Raw genomic sequence first — 17,895 nt, forward strand, 5'->3', positions numbered from 1 at the left:
TTTGTTCAGGACCTGAAATTATACCTGCACATCCTGCAAATGGGCCACGTCACAGTACTTCTTCACAGTGAACATACTACCTGTGAAGTCGAGCTGGTAGAGGCACAGGTTCTGGTGCTCGAACTGGTCCATGCAGCGCAGCGGGAAGCGCAGCAGCTGACTCAGCAAAATGCGCATGGCCCGGCCATGCATGCAGATCAGCACGTTTTCTTCTGCCGGCCTGCTCAGGATCAGGTCCACCACAGGCTTCTGCCGGGCGGCCACCAGGTCGGGGCTCTCCCCTCCTTCTATGCACAGACCGGTTTCGCCTTCGGTCCAGGTCTGCAGCATGCGGTGGTAGTAAGCATCCTCCTCCGGGGTGATGCGTGTGCCTTCACGGGTGCCCCAGTTGATCTCATTCAGCCCGGCATGGCGCTCGTGCGGTATTCCCTTATCTATAAAGCCCTGCACCGACTGCACGGCACGCTGCAGGGTGGAGGTGTATACCTTATCGAACGGAATGTGCTGGTATTTTTCAAAAAACGCGGCTGCCTGTCTGCGGCCCAGCTCGTTGAGCGACGCATCCACGCCGCTGCCTTGTACAATGCCTTGCAGGTTAAAATCGGTCTGCCCGTGGCGGATCAGGTATATTTTCTTAATACTCAAAATTGACTTACTTTTGCCTCTTTACAGATACGAGAATGCGAAGTTAGCATTCAAAGCCTATACAAAATGGATTCTACGTTAGAAAAGCTGCAAGAGTGGAGTAAAAACACGATGGTGGAGCACCTCGGCATCGAATTAACCTCTTATAAGGATGGGGTTCTGATCGCAAAGATGCCTGTTGACAAGCGCACTCACCAGCCGATGGGTCTGTTGCACGGCGGCGCTTCTGTGGCTTTGGCCGAAACGCTGGGCAGCATCGGGGCCGCACTTACAGTGGATCTTAGCCAGAAAGCCTGCGTGGGACTGGAGATAAATGCCAACCACATCCGCAGCGTGCGCGAAGGGTGGGTATACGGTGAGGCCAAAGCCTTGCACCAGGGCCGCAGCACACAGGTATGGGAAATCAGAATCACCTCTGAAGCTGGCGATCTGGTATGCCTTAGCCGCATGACCCTAGCCATAATCGATAAGAAATAAAAAGATGGAGCAGGCAGCTGGTATGGGAGAGGAAAATACGCAACATTATACCCTGGAACAGGTACTCTCGGCGGCGCTCGCGCTGCAGCAGGCGATTGCCGTATGGCGACTGCCCTTACAGACCGAAGTGCAGGCCTGCATCTCTTTTGGCATGCAAACTACTCCTGCTATACCTGACCTGGAGCCTAGCCCGGCGGGCTTTCTGTTCTGTCCATTTGTGACAGAGGGTGCGCATAGCCACATATTCCTGAAAGCCGACATCAGTTACAGCTCGCTCTCCAAGCAGCTCCGCACGGCCCCTGATGCACCCGCTGCGCAGGTGAATTTATTTAAAGAAGGACTTACTCGGGCTGAAAACGGGCAGCCAGCGCAATGGCCTGTACCTGCCAGTCCGCCCCGCCACTCCGACCGCAACGAAGAAACTTTTGAAGCAGCCGTGAGCCTTGCCGTGGATGTGATCCGGGCGGAGGCGATGGAGAAGGTCGTGCTCTCAAGAAGCAGTTCATCCTCCCTTCCTGAGGCTTTTAGTCTGCATAAGGCCTTCGAGAAAATGGCTTCGGCCTATCCAAATGCCTTTGTGTCGCTGGTGGCTATACCTGGTGTGGGCACCTGGCTGGGTGCCTCTCCTGAGATACTGGTGAGCGTCGACCAGCAGCAGTTGTTCAAAACAGTGGCATTGGCCGGTACGCAGCCCCTCTGCGAAAACGGCTCCACGGCCAACGCCATCTGGCGGCAAAAGGAGATTGAAGAGCAGGGCATGGTGGAGCGCTACATTTTGAGCTGTTTCAAAAAACTGCGCCTACGCGAATATACCGAAGTGGGCCCCCGCACCGTGATAGCCGGTAACCTGATGCACCTGCGCACCGATTTCAAGGTAGACCTGAAGGAAGTGGACTTCCCTACCCTCGGTACTGATATGCTGCGCCTGCTGCACCCAACCTCCGCCGTCTGCGGTCTGCCCAAAGAGCCAGCCTTGCGTTTTATACAGGATCACGAAGGATACGACCGCAGCTATTACAGCGGCTTTCTAGGGCCCGTGAACAGTGAAGCCGGCACACACCTGTTCGTGAACCTCCGCTGCATGCAGCTATTACAAAACGAAGCCGTACTTTACGCTGGAGCCGGCATCACCGGAGAGTCCTCCCCCGAAAAAGAATGGCATGAGACACAGCACAAACTCCAAACGATGTTTAAAATCCTGGCAGATTTTTAAACCCAATCACTAAATCACTAAATCATGATAAAAGCTCCCGTTGTCAATATAGCTGAGATTTGTGCCCGCAAGGGGGTGGAGAATGTGGTGCTGTCGCCGGGATCGCGCTGTGCGCCGCTCACGATTGCCTTTGCCCGCCACCCGAAACTGACGGTGCGCACGGTGAGTGACGAACGGGCAGCTGCCTTTATTGCTTTGGGTATGGCGCAGACGACAGGAAGACCGACTGTGTTGATCTGCACCTCTGGTACGGCTGCCTTGAACTATGCACCCGCTGTAGCGGAAGCTTTCTTTCTGCAGGTGCCGCTGCTGGTCCTTACCGCTGACCGTCCGCCGGAGTGGATCGACCAGATGGACGGACAGACCATCCGGCAGCAGCAGGTATACGGACAGCACATCAAGCGCAGCTTCGATTTTCCCGTAGCCCTGGAGCACCCGGATGCGGTATGGCACACGGAGCGCATGGTGTCAGAGGCGCTGAACGAAGCGGTGGCCTTCCCCGCTGGTCCGGTGCACATCAATGTGCCGCTGCGGGAACCCTTTTATCCGGCTGATGGTGAAAAAATAGTTTTTGATGAGCAGGTGAAGGTGATCGAGGAAGATCACAACGCCTTCGATCTCAACCCGATGCAGGCACTCAGACTGGAACAGGAACTACTTTACTTCAAGCGGGTGCTAATAGTAGCCGGCCAGGGAAACCAGGATCCGAAGCTGTTGCATGCCCTCCAGACATTTATGAGCTCCACAGGTGCCGTAGCGGTAGGCGATATCATCAGCAACACGCAGCAATTGGCAGGCGTAGTGCGCCATCACGATGCGGTACTGGCCTGTCCTGATCCGGAGAAAATGCAGGCCCTGCAGCCGGATTTACTCATCACCTTTGGCAAGTCGGTCATCTCCAAAAGTCTGAAGCTATACCTGCGGCAATACAAACCAAAGGCACATTGGCACATACAACCGGCCGGACAAGTGGCCGATACTTTTCAGTCGCTAACCAAGATCATCCGCTGTACCCCGGGCAGCTTTTTCCGCAGTATGGCCGGTAGCACCCGCGAAGACGCTGGCTACATTAAATCATGGGCAGGTATAGCGGGCAAGGCTACCCAATTTCTGAAAGATTTTACTAAAACAGCTCCCTACAGTGAGTTGACTGCCATCAGCCGCGTGCTTGACAGTCTGCCGCAGCAGAGCAATCTGCACCTCGCCAACAGCATGGCCGTGCGCTATGCCAACATACTGGCCCTGCAGTCAGAGCAGGAAGTGCAGGTGTACGCCAATCGCGGCACCAGCGGCATTGACGGCAGCACCAGTACCACCGTCGGCTGTGCCCTGAGCAGCAAGCGTATCACCACGCTGCTCACCGGCGACATGGCTTTCTTCTACGACCGCAACGGACTCTGGCACAACTACCTGCCAGCCAACCTGCGCATCGTCATTATCAACAACCACGCTGGCGGCATCTTCAGACTGATCGACGGTCCGCGAAGACAGCCTGAACTGGAGGAGTTCTTTGAGACAAGGCAACAACTTGACGCCCGCAGTACCGCGCAGGATTTCGGTTTGGCCTATACCGCCTGCGCTTCACTAGAGGAATTAGAGCAGGCGCTTCCTGCATTTTTTGCACCCAATGCCGGTGCAGGTATACTGGAAATCTACACCGACAGCAAAGCAAACGCGGCAGAGTTTGCCGCCTATAAGCAGGCGCTGCTGAAGGCTTTGTAAGGTAAGGACAGGTATAGCTTTTTGAGCTTGTAATCCCCTGCCTCCTAATTTCTGGACAGAATTGGTGCAAATGCCGGTTCCAACTACTCCCTTGCGAAAGTCACCCCCATACGATATATCACCTATTGGATTGTCCGTTTCGCTGTATAATTCGTTTAAATAATTGTATACCAATTTCTTAAACCTTAATTTTTACAGCCATGAACTTAACGCAAGACATGCACCGGATCGAGCACTGGGCAGATGCACACCATCCGGTTTGGGTAGACTTCGTGCGCATGGCGCTGGGTATCTTTTTATTCGTGAAGGGTGTCATGTTTATTCAGGATACGGCAGCTCTGCAGAGCATCATGCGCAACAGCCAGTTTCAGTGGGTGTCGTTTGGGATGGCCCATTACGTGGCCTTCGCACACCTGGTAGGCGGGCTGCTTATCGCCATGGGCCTGATCACGCGCATCGCTATTCTCTTCCAGATTCCCATTCTGCTGGGTGCTGTGTTCTTTATTAATCCGCAACGGGGCTTCTACTCCGAAAATACCGAACTCTGGTCATCTCTTATTGTCCTGATCCTGCTCATAGTCTTTCTGGTTTTGGGCTCTGGCCGTCTATCGGTAGACAACCTGATACGCCGACCGGAAAGGGATGTGCTTTATTAAGCCTTTTGAGATTGACCTTGAGACAAACCTGTCTATTGCCGACGCCTCCATAAACTGCCAAATCGAAGTGAGTCAGCGTCCGGCAGCCTGAAATCAATTTACGATAAGCTCCTGCTATCCTTTCTGAGGAGAGTAGGAGCACTTTATCTTTACAAACCCGGCTACAAAAGAGCTAGTGTCTGTACAAAGGGCGCCTTTAGCAAAATTATACTTGGCCTTATTTAGGTCTTATACCTGAATGTCGTAATTTTGGGCAAAATTTTGGGCGGCTATACCTAAGAAGAAAATATTGGGAATAGCCGGGCAGCACCCTGGCTGCGTATGGTACAAACAACACAAACGAGCTGAAGCTCTACCTGCCAGGCTCCTCAAATAAAACGATTGAACATGCGGCGAGGCAGCCCAAAGGCATTCCTTGCTTCTAACACTGAGACACCCCATGACGCAAAGGTTCCTGACCCTGAACGGTAACAAGTTCTATTACGATGAGATAGCGGCCTACTCTTTTCGCAACAGCGTACCGCTCAACGGCTACGAAGCTAAAACCCTCGAGTTTTGCCGTGACTGGCTCAATGGAGTGCAGGAATTTCCGATTCACACTTCCGGCTCTACAGGTACGCCTAAGCTGATCACTCTCTCGCGCCAGCAAATGGAGATCAGCGCACGCCGCACCGTCAAGTTGCTCGGTCTGAAAGCTGAAGAGCGCATGCTCGTGTGCCTCAATACAGAGTACATTGCCGGCATGATGATGCTGGTGCGCGGGCTGCTGACAGATATGCAAATGACCATCGTAGAGCCTGTCGGAAATCCGCTTACGCTGGCTCCTGCTGACGAAGTGTACCATTTCGCCTCTTTTGTGCCTATGCAGCTGCAGACCATTCTGCAGGAAAACCATGGTGCCACAGAGCGACTGGACAAAATGAAGGCTATTCTGGTGGGAGGTGCCCCGGTGAATTTTTCGCTGCAGCGTGAGCTACAGCAACTGCAGGTACCGGTATACCACACGTATGGCATGACTGAAACAGCCTCGCACATTGCCCTGCGCCTACTCAACGGACCCGATGCTGCCGATTATTACGAAACCCTTGAGGGAGTTACCATCGGGCAGGACAACCGGGGCTGTCTCACTATAACGGCCGATCTGACTGAAAACGAAACGCTGGTGACCAATGACATAGTGGAGATTCTGACTCCTACCCGCTTCCGCTGGATTGGTCGCGCCGACAATACCATCAATACAGGTGGTGTGAAGGTACAGACCGAAGTGGTGGAGGTAGCCGTGTCAGAGGCCCTGGCGGAGTTGGAACAGGCGCCGCGTTTCTTTGTGGCCTCACAGCCCGACGAACTGCTGGGTGAAAAGGTGATTCTGGTGCTGGAAGGCAAACAACTCACAGATGAGGAAGAGCAGCAGGTAATGGATAAAATGCGAAGCATTTTGCGCAAGTTTGAAATGCCGAAGGACATTTACTACAGCCCTGCATTCTCTGAAACACCTACTGGTAAGGTGTCCCGTTTGCGCACTATGCAGAAGCTCGGGCTAGAGACAGATTAAAACAGGCAGGACGCTAACGCGTAGTAAGGTAAAACAACAGACCTTACTATGCGACCATTATCTTTAATAAGCCTTCTCATACTGACTGCACTTATCCTGCAAGGCTGCAGTGGCGGACTCTTTTCCTCCAGAGCCCCTGTGACACTGACCGAGGCATGGGCCACTGACAACACCCTGCGCACACCGGAATCGGTGGTATTTGACCGTGAGCGCAATGTACTCTATGTCTCCAACATCAACCAGGTCAGCAAAGACCGGAAGGACGGCGATGGCTTCATCTCACGCCTCAACCCCAATGGCGATGTGGACCAGTTGTACTGGGTATCTGGCCTGAACGACCCCAAAGGCCTGGCGTTGCACAACAACATACTCTATGTGGCAGATATGGACGAGATCATTGCCATCGCCACGCAGACAGGTGCCGTACTGGCACGCCACAAAGCTGACAAAGCCCAGATGCTCAATGATGTGACGATTGACAATGCCGGCAATGTATACGTGTCCGATTCTCAGCGGGGAACCATCTACCTGTTCCGCAACGGACGTGTGAGTCAGTGGCTCGACACAAAGCGTGAACGCCCCAATGGCTTGCTATATGACAACAACCGCCTGATTGTGGCCTCCCACAACACGGGCAAGGTTCGCTTCCTGGATATCGAGCGGCAAGACTTCACAGACTGGACTGATAAGATTCCGTCGGCAGATGGTATAACCCGGGTGGGCACAGATGGCACCCTGGTATCAAACTGGAATGGCGAGATTTACTATGTCGATATCAACGGAAGGAATTGGAAAATACTTGACACCAAGAACAAAAAGATCAACACCGCCGATATTTTCTATTCGGAAGAGCAGGGTCTGCTTTACGTGCCTACTTTTTATGACAACCGCGTAGTGGCCTACCGGGTAGCCTTCTAAAAAAATTGCACTGATTTTTTTAGAAATATCATAAGCCTGATAAAATCTGGCTCAGATTATGCATATACAGCCGTATACGTAATCTGTACTGGAGATAAATTATGAAGATGAAACAAACGTATTTGCTGGCCGGTGCAGTGCTACTGGCTGGTTTTAGCGCCATGGCGCAGGAGAGCTCAACGCAGCTCCCACCAGCAGAGCAGAAACAACTAAAAGTTGCTAAGCCTGACACCACTGCCCGCATGGAAACACTGTCGGGCATATTTCTGAACCCCACTAAGAAAGGCACCTTTGTGCTGGACTTCAACCAGGTGCTGACTGAAAACGCACGGCTGGAAGTTAAAAACAAAGCTGGTAAAATAGTCTATAAAAAACCTGTCAGCGTAGCCAAAAAAGAAACCGCCTGGCGCTTTGACCTGGGCAAGCTAAGACCTGATACCTACCAGGTAGAAGTAATAACACCTGATACCACCTATTGGACGAAATTCAAGATCGGGAGGTAAGTTGAGGAGTTTGAGAGTTAAGGAGTTTGAAAAATATACGCAAACTTATTCTCTTTGCAATCCTTCACTAATTCTTACTTCTTAAACTCCTCAACTCTCAAACTCTATCATACCTGACTCCATTGCTGTACCACGTGGTAAAGCAGGGAAGCGCCCAGTTTTGCTGTTCGGTTATCAATATCCAGTGCCGGGTTCAGCTCCACCACATCCAAGGCCAGCATTTTGCCGCTACTGATGATCTCCTGCAGCAGGATCAAGGCTATTTCAGGATGTATGCCCAAGGCAGCCGGAGCACTCACCCCCGGTGCGTAAGCCGCGGCAAACACATCCAGATCGATGCTCACGTAGAGCACATCCATCATGGCTATGAATTGCTGCAGCTTCTCCCGCAGTGCCTCATAGTTGTATACCTGCATGGCGGGTGCAAATACGTAATCAGCACCATAGTCTTTGGCTGTGTTGAAGAGCTTTTGGGTATTGCCATACTGCTGTATACCAAGGCAAAGGTAATTGAACTCCCGGTCATCAGCCAGCAGGTCGTCGGCAATCTGCAGAAAAGGTGAGCCCGAGCTGGGTTGTTTTTCATAGCTGCGCAGGTCAAAGTGAGCGTCGAAGTTGATGATACCAAGCTGCTTATCCTGCGGCAGCAACTGCTTTATACCCAGATAATGTCCATAGGCTGTTTCGTGCCCGCCGCCCAGTACAATGGTTTTATAGGTATGGGCAAGCAGGGCGTGCACCTTTTTGCCCAGCTGTTTCTGTGCTTCTTCCAGGTTCTGGTTGGTGCAGTACACATCACCCGCATCAAACAGAGCAGTGTCATCCTCCAGATGCCAGGCAAATGACGCCATGGCCTGCCGGAGTGCCACCGGCCCCTGCACCGCCCCTTCCCTGCCCTGGTTACGGCGAACACCTTCATCGCAGCAAAAGCCCAGAAAAGCGATGGCCTGGTCTGCCTCGGCAGGAGCTGTTTCCTCAGTCAGATTGAGGAGTTCTATTCCCTGGTGCCAGCGCTTGCCTTCCTCACCATCTGCAGCGTCTACTCTTCCTTTCCAGGTGCCGGGTGCTGTGGGTTTGTACATGGAGTTAAATTGTTGATGGTTGAATTGTTAAATCGTTGACCAGGGATAATTGACACTTGCGGAATAAGCAGCCGCTATACTTCCTTACCCAGCTTCCATACCTGCGTTGGTTTCAGTTTGCCTTGCTGGTACAGGATCTCTTTGTAGTTATCGGTTGGGAAGGCGATCAGGTCGGCTAATTTGCCTTTCTCGATCGTGCCCCGGTCAGACAGGTTAAGGGCTTTTGCAGCACGAACTGTAATGCCCGCCAATGTCTCGGCACAGGTCAGTTTTTCGGATGCGCCGAGTAAAGCGGCCTGCAGCAGCAGATCACCCATGGGGGCAGAACCTGGATTCCAGTCGGTGGCAATGGCCAGGCAAAGCCCGCCGTCGAGTATTTTACGGGCCGGAGCGTAGTGCATGCCCAGCCCCAGCGAAGCGCCGGGCAGCACGGTAGCCACTACACCTGCAGCCTGCATCAGCGCGATCTCCTCGTCCCCACTTGCTTCCAGATGGTCTGCACTAAAAGCTCCTACCTCGGCAGCAATGCGGCTACCGCCGGTACTGAACTGATCTGCATGTACGGTTATGTCGAACCCCATATCGCGTGCCGCCAGTAGGTACTCCAGCGAGTCTTCTTCGTTGAAAGCCGTATCTTCAATAAAAATATCAACTCGGTTGGCCAGTCCCTGCTCTTTTACCTGTGGCAAAAGCTCGGTCACTACTTCCTGCAGGTATAGCCGAGAGTCAGTGTGCTCAGGCGGACGCATGTGGGCGGCCAGACAGGTAGGTATAAGCTCCAAGGCATGGTGCTTGTTAACTAACTGTATCGCCTCCAGCATTTTGAGCTCTTCTTCGGTAGTCAGGCCATAGCCGCTCTTCACCTCGCAGGTGGTCACTCCTTCTGCCAAGTGGCGGTCGCAGCGTTTTTTGAGCAGATCAACAAGCTCTACAACGGTTGCCTCACGGGTTTTGCGCACACTGTCGAGTATACCGCCACCGCTGCGGGCTATCTCCAGATAGGATTTTCCGGCCACACGCATGGCATAATCGTTTGCACGGGATCCGGCGAAGCAGATGTGGGTATGCGAGTCGATCAGGCCGGGCATGAGCACCATGGACTCAGCAATTTTCTGCAAGTTATAGCCCTTCTCCTGCGCAATTTTCAACAGTTTGTCGTACTGCTCTACCAATACGATATACCCATCATACACCAACACCCCTGCATTTTCGAGCACCTGCAGCTGTTCGTCATCTATAGACCCTGCTTCCGGTAAATCAGCCATCGTAAGTACCTGGCGGAAAGGACCGATTAAGGTATGTGAAGTTTCCTGTTTCATAGTTTTGAGATTGCTGGTTAAGGGTAAACGGCTCTTCAAAGTAAATGTCACTACGAATGGCAGTGAGAAAGCTGGAATGCTAATTCAATCATTCCGCTTTTCTTACTACCATCCGTGATGACAAAAAGCCATACTTATTTGAAAGCAGCAGCTTACAGTTTCAGGCCAAATTTCTCGGCATTCTGCTGTGCCGTTTCGTAGCCGGCATCGGCGTGTCGGAAGATACCCATGGCCGGATCGTTGTGCAGCACGCGGCTCAGGCAGCGATCAGCACGCTCGGTACCGTCAGCTAAAATCACCATACCGGCGTGCTGGGAGTAGCCTATACCTACACCGCCACCGTGGTGGAACGACACCCAAGTGGCACCGCCTGCAGTGTTGGACATCAGGTTGAGCAGCGGCCAGTCCGACACAGCGTCAGAGCCGTCAAGCATGCCCTCGGTTTCACGGTAAGGTGAGGCCACAGAGCCGCAGTCTAGGTGGTCGCGACCGATCACGATCGGAGCTTTCACTTTGCCGTCGCGCACGAGTTGGTTGAACATAAGTCCGGCCTTCTCACGCTCGCCCATACCCAGCCAGCAGATGCGGCAAGGCAGTCCCTGGAAAGCTACTTTCTCCTCAGCTTCGTCCAGCCACTTGATCATGTGTGTATTTTCCGGGAAGAGTTCTTTCAGCGCTTCATCTGTCACGCGGATATCCTCCGGATCGCCTGACAAGGCAGCCCAGCGGAAAGGTCCTTTGCCTTCGCAGAAAAGCGGACGCATATACTCGGGCACGAAACCCGGTATATTGAAGGCATTGGGTTCACCGCCCTGCTGCGCGAACTCGCGCAGGTTGTTGCCATAGTCGAAGGTGCGGCTGCCGCGGCGCTGCAACTCCAGCATGAAACCCACGTGGCGGGCCATGCTTTTGAGGGAGCGGGCTTTGTATTCCTTCGGATCACGCTCACGCAGCTCCTTCGCCTCCTCCAGCGTCAGGCCATTTGGTACATAGCCGTTGATCGGGTCGTGCGCAGAAGTCTGGTCAGTGAGGATCTCCGGCGTGATGTTGTCCTGAATCAGCTTCTCCAGCACATCGCCAATGTCGCCTACCAAACCTATGGAGATGGCCTCGCCTTTTTCTTTGGCTTCCAGCGCCCAGCGTTTGGCCTCTTCGTAGTCGTAAGTCATCTTGTCGATGTAGCGGGTTTCGAGACGCTTTTTAATGCGCTCCGGGTCGACATCCACACCAAGGAACGTGGCACCGGCAATGGTGGCCGCCAATGGCTGCGCACCGCCCATACCGCCAAGTCCGCCCGTTACGAGCAGTTTGTGGCGCAGGTCGTCGTTAAAGTGAATTCTGCCGCAGGCCGCGAATGTTTCGTAAGTACCCTGCAAGATGCCCTGTGTACCGATGTAGATCCAGCTACCGGCCGTCATCTGACCGTACATCATCAAGCCGCGCTCACGCAGTTCGTTAAAATGCTCCCACGTAGCCCAATGCGGCACCAGGTTGGAATTGGCGATCAATACACGCGGCGCCTCAGCATGCGTACGCACCTTGCCCACCGGCTTTCCGGACTGCACCAGCAGACTCTCGTCCTCCTCCAGCGTCAGCAGCACCTCGATGATCTTCTGGGCATCCGCCACGGTGCGGGCCGCCTGCCCGATGCCACCGTATACTACAAGGCGGCTTGGGTCCTCGGCCACTTCGTCGGTGAGGTTGTTGAGGAACATGCGCAGGGCCGCCTCGCTCTGCCAGTTTTTGGCGTTAAGTTCAGGTCCGGTTGGCGGAATGTAGGTCGGATGATTAGCGTATTTCTGGATAAACTCGCTCACAGAGAGATTAGAGCGTTTCACAGATTCAGTTGCTGTGGCATTATTCATAGTTCATTCGTTCGTAAAATCCTGTTCAATATTCTTAAAAAAAGAGCAGAAAGGATAGAAAAATCATGCTTAATTTCAGCCTCACTCTCGTTTCAGCTCCCTTGTCTAAACAACAGTTTCTATGTTTCACCTTCCCCTCACTTCCCTCCGCGCCCAATTCGACGACATCGACATCTACCTGTTTGACCAACTGCTGAAAGGCCGCATCCAGAAGGGCATACACTTACTGGACGCCGGTTGTGGTGCAGGTCGGAATATTACCTACATGATGCAAGCCGGGGTGCAGGTATACGGAGCTGATATTTCGGCGGAAGCAATTGAGAAAACGCGAGAGCTGGCATCAGAACTGGCCCCTACTCTGCCGGCCAGAAACTTTGTGGTTGCGGATCTGGATGCGCTGCCATTTGCGGAGGACAAATTTGACGTGGTGCTCTGCAGTGCCGTGCTGCACTTTGCCAGAAGCGAGGAGCATTTCAAAGGCATCGTGCAGGAGCTCTGGCGGGTACTAAAGCCGGGTGGTATGCTCTTCGCCCGTTTCAGTACCACGATCGGGCTGGAGGGAAAGCTGCAGCAGGTCGAGGGCAGATTTTACCGGATGTCGCATGGGCCGGTGTGGTTTCTGGCAGATGAAGAGCTGATTGCTGAATTGGAAAAGAGTTTAGGAGCTGAGCGACTGGAGCCCTTGAAGACAGTGCTAGTAGAGCAGGATCGGACGATGACGACGTGGGTGGTAAAAAAAGCGCCCTCCCGTTATTAGGAGGGGGAGTCAATCTCTGCCAGTTCCAAGATATAGCTTCGTCGTTACTACTTCGTGCACGATTAACCCACCCCTCCCTTTAAAGAGAGCCTCTCCCAGGAGGGGAATCCTGCTGCTGCTGGTTCAAAGGTTTAGCTTCGTCGGCTTTTCCTCCTATACCATTAACATCCCCCTACCCCCTTTAAAGAGGGACTTTCTGCCACTACAGATTTGGCAGGCATAAGCATTATAGCACAGACCACACATACCACTGGCACGCATTGCTAGGAAACTCACACGGAACTACTCTAGGTATAGCTTTGCCAGGTGCGCCCTTTGACTATCCATTGTCTGAGCGTTCAGCGAGTTTGGATAGTCTTGACTTTTTTGCCTACTTTTTGTGTCAAGACAAAAAGTAGGTGCCCGCCGCACAGGCGAAACTCCCGCCCGCCTGGCCAAGGCAAGCTATGAAACAAGACAGAGGCTATACCTAGCAAAGGGGCCAGAGGCACCACCATAGCAGTCACGAGCGAGGACGCTCGCGCCATAGACGATGTACTTGGGTCAATGAAAAGGAAGAAGTAATCACTCCTTCTTCCTCTTCAACAAAAGAAAAACCCCTTACCTCTCACTCAACAACCCCATTGACTTCACCAGATTCACAAACTCAATCCGATACCCCTCTTCATCCTTGCCACGGGCGTTCTTCGCCAGCTCCAGCACCATCGGGAACGAGGCGTTGCCTTTGAACTCGGAGTCACGGAGCAGCATGCCGCAGGCAGCCACGGCGGCTGAGAAGCGGAAGTTGTCTGAGGTCTGGGCGGAAGGTATAGCCCGACTGCTGACCGTGGTGGTCATCAACCTGCTGGTCTCGCCGTCCGGTTCTTTGTAGCGGAGTTTCATGGTGAGCATTTCGTCGGTTCTTTTGGCTTTTGGGTCGAGGGTTGTTTTCTGGTACTTCAGTTCGTCCACTTGTCCTGCCTGTGTCTCAGAGTCTGCGCCGGCTGGCACAATTTCGTACAGCGCCGTCACAGTATGGCCTGAGCCCATGTCGCCAGCATCTTTTTTGTCGTCGTTGAACTCTTCGTTGGCCAGTGCGCGGTTTTCGTAGCCGATCAGGCGGTAGGCTTTTACTTTCGCGGGGTTGAACTCGAGCTGCAGCTTCACATCTTTGGCGATGGTGAAGAGGGTGCCGCCGAACTCGTTCACAAACACTTTCTGCGCTTCCCGGATATTGTCGATGTAAGCGTAGTTGCCATTGCCTTTGTTGGCCAGTTGCTCCATACGGGAGTCTTTCAGGTTGCCGGTGCCGAAGCCCAGTACGGTCAGGAAAACACCGGTTTCCCGCTTTTTCTCGATCAGGCGCTGCATTTCGCTGTCGCTACTCACGCCCACGTTAAAGTCACCGTCTGATGCCAGAATCACCCGGTTGTTGCCCCCTTTCACAAAATTCTCCTCGGCTACTTTATAGGCTAAGTTGATGCCTGCGCCACCGGCAGTTGAACCACCTGCTTCGAGCTGATCTAAGGCTGCGATAATTTTCATTTTCTCTTTTCCGGAAGTAGAGGGCAGCACCAGTCCCGCAGCACCGGCATAGACCACCATCGACACCTGATCCTGCGGGCGAAGCTCCTCCACCAGCAACTTCAGACCAGCTTTTACGAGCGGCAGTTTGTCTGGCGAGAACATCGACCCGGACACATCGATCAGAAAAACCAGATTGGAAGGCGGCAGCTGATCGGTAGGTACACGCTTGCCCTGGAGACCGATGTGCAGCAATTGGTTTTGTTTGTTCCAGGGACAGGCGGATAGCTCCGTGGTCACCGAGAAAGGCACATCACCGGTTGGCTGCGGGTAGTCGTAGTTGAAATAATTCACCATTTCCTCGATGCGCACAGCGTCGGCAGGCGGACGCTGGCCCTGGTTCAGGAAGCGGCGCACGTTGCTGTAAGAGGCATTGTCGACGTCGATCGAAAAAGTGGAAAGCGGATTTTTCTGTGCGTCTAAGAAAGAGTTTTCTTTGATGAAGTCGTAGTTCTCGGTATTGTGCACCAGTGGGGCGGCATCAAACACAGGAGCAGCGGCGTAAGTCATGTTCTCTGCTCTGTTTCTTCCCGAGAAAACACCCGCCACCTTGCCTGCCAGTGCCCGGGGTAAACTTTGTTCCACCACTACCACTTCGCTCAACTGCCGATTATCCACTTGCATTTTCACGTCCAGCACTTCCCGCTTGCCTACTTTTATTTCCTGTGTCATATAGCCGAGGAACCGGAAGACGAGTGTAGCATTATCATCCGGTATAGACAGGCTATACCTGCCGTATTGGTCGGTGGCGGCGCCTTTGCTGGTGCCTTTAATGATAATGCTCACGCCGGGCAGCGGATTCCCGTCGTTGGCGTCTGTTACGGTGCCGGTGAGGGTACGGCTTTGCGCAGTGGCAGTCAGCCCGAACAGGAGCAGGGCGAAGAGCAGGAAGAGGTTCTTTTTCATGGCTATTATGTTTTGGTTTCCGACATGATGCCACCTACACAGGCTTTCCATAAAATTTTAAGAATATTTTTCTTTTCTTTAGAAAATCAATTCCGGCACATGCTCCCTTTCTTCATCAAGCTCTTCACCAACGCCAAGCCGCCGCCTGACGACGAGGAGCTGGTGCGCCTCTACAAGGAGACGGGCGAGCTGGAGCATCTCGGGGAATTGTTTCAGCGCCACTCCAAACTCGTATACCTTGTCTGCCAGAAATACCTGCAGGACCCGGAAGAGAGCAAAGACGCCACTATGCAGCTGTTTGAGCATGTTTCGAAAGCCCTGCTGCAACACGAGGTCAGCAATTTCAAGAGCTGGCTGCATGTGACTACCCGCAACTTCTGCCTGATGCAGCTGCGGACCAACAAGCACAAAACCACGGTGCCGCTCTCCGATAATGCCCCGCCTGTTATGGAAAACACGGAGCCCCTGCATCCTTCTGACGCAGAGGAGAACGAGAAAATGGAACAGGCTTTGCACGCGGCCCTAAAGGAGCTGCCACCGCAGCAGCGGGAATGTGTGGAGTTGTTTTATCTGCAGCAGAAGAGTTATAAAGAGATCAGCACCCTTACGGGCTGCGACCTGAATAAAGTGAAAAGCTATATCCAGAACGGAAAGCGAAACCTGAAAATTATCATGGAGAAAAACCATGCAGCCAGATAAGCGACATATACTTTGGGATCAGGGCGATCACCCTTCCGTGGAACTGCTGGAGCAGTACCATGAAGGCACTTTACCCGAAGCCCTGCACCACCAACTGGAGCGCCACCTGCTGGACTGCGACCTGTGCTCGGATGTGCTGGAGGGACTGGCTGTGTCAGATGCTGCCCAGACCGAAAACCATGTGCGGGACATCAACCGACGCATCGCTGCCAAAAGCCGCCGCCAGAAGCGCAAGCCCTTGCCGCTATACCTGACCGACTGGAAATTAGCCGCTGCGCTGGCCATGATGCTGCTCTCTACGATCGTGGTGTTCTACTACAACTACCAGCAGGTGAGAGAACATCAAGGCATAGCCGCCCAGCAGGAAAAGGCAATTCAGGAGGCGATGAATTTGGGTGATAAGGCCGAATCGCCGGCTGCGACTGAGACTGTTGCAGATGCCAAGCCGGATACCGTGCGCCCAAGCCAAATAGCCGCTGTCACACAACCGAGAACGCTCCATGCCCCCCGGACACGCAAAAGCCCGGCTGCTCGGGAAGAAGTGCTTTTAGCTGATGATCTGGAGGACGTGGAAGTTGAAATAAATGTCGCTGACCTCACAGAGTCTATACCTGAAAAGCCAGTTACGGCACAGTCCGCGCAACTGGCCGAAGTGACAGTACCGCCACCCCCGCAACGAAACACCATGATGCCGGAAAGCACCTCCGTGGCCAAGGCCCTGCAGAGAAGAGTAGCAGGTGTGCAGGTACAGCGCAACAAACAATTAGGCCCGAATCAGGTGCAGGGGAAAGTGATCGATCAGAATGGTACTCCCCTGCCCGGCGTTTCGGTTGTGGTGAAAGGCACTACACAAGGCGTGGCTACCGATAAAGAGGGAAATTTCGTGCTGACCTTGCCGGATGAAAAAGCAACGCTGGTTTTCCGGTACATTGGCTATCAATCCAGAGAGGCAGGGGTATATGCCGGTGCCGATCCGATCACCATGGATTTGGCCTTAGATACAAAATCTCTAAGCGAAGTGGTCGTCACCCGTCAATACAGAACCAACCCGGCCCCAGTTGTGGCAGCCAGACCAGCTGCGGGGCACAAGGCCTACCGTCAGTACTTAGCCGAAAACCTGCGCTATACCCCAGACATGCCGAAAGGCCGTGTGGTGGTGCGGGCCACGGTAACCACAAGCGGTGCCCTCGAAAATCTGGAAGTGGTCCGTAGCCTGTGCGAACCCTGCGATGATGAAGCCATGCGACTGGTAGCACAGGGTCCGAAGTGGGAACCAGCGACACAGGATGGGCATAAGATAGAACAGCAGGTTCGGATCGTTGTTCGCTTCAGACCAGAAAAAGGAAAGTAAATGGAGGACTACGTAAAATCAGCATGGGAAGCACTTTGCCGCAGGTATACCACGGACGAGGCGTTAATCAGGCAACTGTGGGATGAACTGGAAAAGGCCTATACCGCCAAAGACAGGCACTACCACAACCTCGAGCACATTGCTTACATGCTGGAACTGGCCGACAGGTATAAACAGGAGTCTCCGCAACAGGACCTGTTGCGCTTCGCCATTTTTTACCACGACATCGTGTACAAGGCAACCCGCTCTGACAACGAAGAGCAGAGTGCCGCCCTTGCTGAAGAGCGCCTGCACCGGCTCGGTATACCTGAGGTCGACATACTGCAGGTGAAAGAAATGATCATCGCCACCAAGTCGCATCAGACACACAAAAATGAACTGATCAACCTGCTACTCGACCTGGATCTTGCCATACTAGGCGCAGATCAGGAGCGCTACGACAGGTATAGCCAGGGTGTGCGGAAAGAATATAGCATCTATCCCGACCTGATCTACAAACCCGGCAGACGCAAGGTGCTGCAGCATTTTTTGGCTCAGGAACATATCTACAAAACACCGGAACTTCAGGAGGCGTTTGAGGATAAAGCAAGAGAAAATCTGCAGCGGGAGTTAGCACTATACAGTGAGCAAAAAAGGCTCTCCTAAAAACAGGAGACCCTTTTTATGG

At 53.3% G+C, this 17,895-nt stretch carries 16 protein-coding genes; 11 read left to right on the forward strand and 5 right to left on the reverse strand.

The window, feature by feature from the left end:
• Window positions 1–18: 18 nt before the first annotated feature.
• On the reverse strand, window positions 19–645 hold the full coding sequence (locus BW972_RS17035; protein ID WP_076423018.1) for a histidine phosphatase family protein: 627 nt from the start codon (window positions 643–645) through the stop codon (window positions 19–21).
• Between the two features lie 66 nt (window positions 646–711).
• Here BW972_RS17035 and BW972_RS17040 point away from each other — a divergent pair, with 66 nt between their 5' ends.
• The 7 genes from BW972_RS17040 to BW972_RS17070 all read left to right on the forward strand — a co-directional run bounded on the left by BW972_RS17040 (window position 712) and on the right by BW972_RS17070 (window position 7,686).
• Window positions 712–1,122 (forward strand): hotdog fold thioesterase, encoded by a 411-nt coding sequence (locus BW972_RS17040; protein WP_007659235.1) that lies wholly within the window; start codon window positions 712–714, stop codon window positions 1,120–1,122.
• Window positions 1,123–1,126: 4 nt separating this feature from the next.
• Window positions 1,127–2,335 (forward strand): isochorismate synthase, encoded by a 1,209-nt coding sequence (locus tag BW972_RS17045; RefSeq protein WP_076423019.1) that lies wholly within the window; start codon window positions 1,127–1,129, stop codon window positions 2,333–2,335.
• Between the two features lie 24 nt (window positions 2,336–2,359).
• A complete protein-coding gene (gene menD / locus BW972_RS17050) occupies window positions 2,360–4,057 on the forward strand; it encodes a 2-succinyl-5-enolpyruvyl-6-hydroxy-3-cyclohexene-1-carboxylic-acid synthase (protein WP_076423020.1) in 1,698 nt (565 codons plus the stop codon).
• A gap of 200 nt (window positions 4,058–4,257) precedes the next feature.
• Window positions 4,258–4,713, forward strand: coding sequence for a DoxX family protein (locus tag BW972_RS17055; RefSeq protein WP_076423021.1), 456 nt, complete (start codon window positions 4,258–4,260; stop codon window positions 4,711–4,713).
• A gap of 439 nt (window positions 4,714–5,152) precedes the next feature.
• Window positions 5,153–6,265 (forward strand): AMP-binding protein, encoded by a 1,113-nt coding sequence (locus BW972_RS17060; protein ID WP_007659221.1) that lies wholly within the window; start codon window positions 5,153–5,155, stop codon window positions 6,263–6,265.
• A gap of 48 nt (window positions 6,266–6,313) precedes the next feature.
• The gene (locus tag BW972_RS17065) at window positions 6,314–7,183 is read left to right on the forward strand and encodes an SMP-30/gluconolactonase/LRE family protein (RefSeq protein WP_007659219.1); all 870 of its coding nucleotides are present in this window, start codon (window positions 6,314–6,316) and stop codon (window positions 7,181–7,183) included.
• Between the two features lie 101 nt (window positions 7,184–7,284).
• Window positions 7,285–7,686 carry a hypothetical protein gene (locus BW972_RS17070; protein ID WP_076423022.1) on the forward strand — a complete coding sequence of 134 codons (402 nt, stop codon included), beginning with the start codon at window positions 7,285–7,287 and terminating at the stop codon, window positions 7,684–7,686.
• Window positions 7,687–7,793: 107 nt separating this feature from the next.
• Here the strand turns inward: BW972_RS17070 and hutG are convergent, their stop codons facing one another.
• From hutG to hutU, 3 genes are all read right to left on the reverse strand, one after another.
• Window positions 7,794–8,768 carry a formimidoylglutamase gene (hutG, locus tag BW972_RS17075; protein WP_076423023.1) on the reverse strand — a complete coding sequence of 325 codons (975 nt, stop codon included), beginning with the start codon at window positions 8,766–8,768 and terminating at the stop codon, window positions 7,794–7,796.
• A gap of 74 nt (window positions 8,769–8,842) precedes the next feature.
• Window positions 8,843–10,087 carry an imidazolonepropionase gene (gene hutI / locus BW972_RS17080; RefSeq protein WP_076423024.1) on the reverse strand — a complete coding sequence of 415 codons (1,245 nt, stop codon included), beginning with the start codon at window positions 10,085–10,087 and terminating at the stop codon, window positions 8,843–8,845.
• Window positions 10,088–10,239: 152 nt separating this feature from the next.
• Window positions 10,240–11,952 (reverse strand): urocanate hydratase, encoded by a 1,713-nt coding sequence (hutU, locus tag BW972_RS17085; protein ID WP_051017801.1) that lies wholly within the window; start codon window positions 11,950–11,952, stop codon window positions 10,240–10,242.
• A 121-nt stretch (window positions 11,953–12,073) separates the two neighbouring features.
• Here hutU and BW972_RS17090 point away from each other — a divergent pair, with 121 nt between their 5' ends.
• The gene (locus tag BW972_RS17090; protein WP_076423025.1) at window positions 12,074–12,709 is read left to right on the forward strand and encodes a class I SAM-dependent methyltransferase; all 636 of its coding nucleotides are present in this window, start codon (window positions 12,074–12,076) and stop codon (window positions 12,707–12,709) included.
• A 600-nt stretch (window positions 12,710–13,309) separates the two neighbouring features.
• Here BW972_RS17090 and BW972_RS17095 read toward each other — a convergent pair.
• The gene (locus BW972_RS17095) at window positions 13,310–15,178 is read right to left on the reverse strand and encodes a vWA domain-containing protein (protein WP_076423026.1); all 1,869 of its coding nucleotides are present in this window, start codon (window positions 15,176–15,178) and stop codon (window positions 13,310–13,312) included.
• A gap of 99 nt (window positions 15,179–15,277) precedes the next feature.
• Here BW972_RS17095 and BW972_RS17100 point away from each other — a divergent pair, with 99 nt between their 5' ends.
• From BW972_RS17100 to BW972_RS17110, 3 genes are read left to right on the forward strand one after another with little or no spacing between them, the layout of a single operon-like run.
• A complete protein-coding gene (locus tag BW972_RS17100; RefSeq protein ID WP_076423027.1) occupies window positions 15,278–15,877 on the forward strand; it encodes an RNA polymerase sigma factor in 600 nt (199 codons plus the stop codon).
• On the forward strand, window positions 15,864–17,228 hold the full coding sequence (locus BW972_RS17105) for a TonB family protein (RefSeq protein WP_076423028.1): 1,365 nt from the start codon (window positions 15,864–15,866) through the stop codon (window positions 17,226–17,228). Before BW972_RS17100 ends, BW972_RS17105 begins: the two co-directional genes overlap by 14 nt.
• Window positions 17,229–17,873: an HD domain-containing protein gene (locus BW972_RS17110; protein ID WP_076423029.1), complete on the forward strand. Its 645-nt coding sequence runs from the start codon at window positions 17,229–17,231 to the stop codon at window positions 17,871–17,873.
• The last annotated feature ends 22 nt before the right edge of the window (window positions 17,874–17,895 follow it).

Origin of the sequence: Pontibacter lucknowensis (assembly GCF_900156415.1) — a bacterium.
Taxonomy (GTDB): Bacteria; Bacteroidota; Bacteroidia; order Cytophagales; family Hymenobacteraceae; genus Pontibacter; species Pontibacter lucknowensis.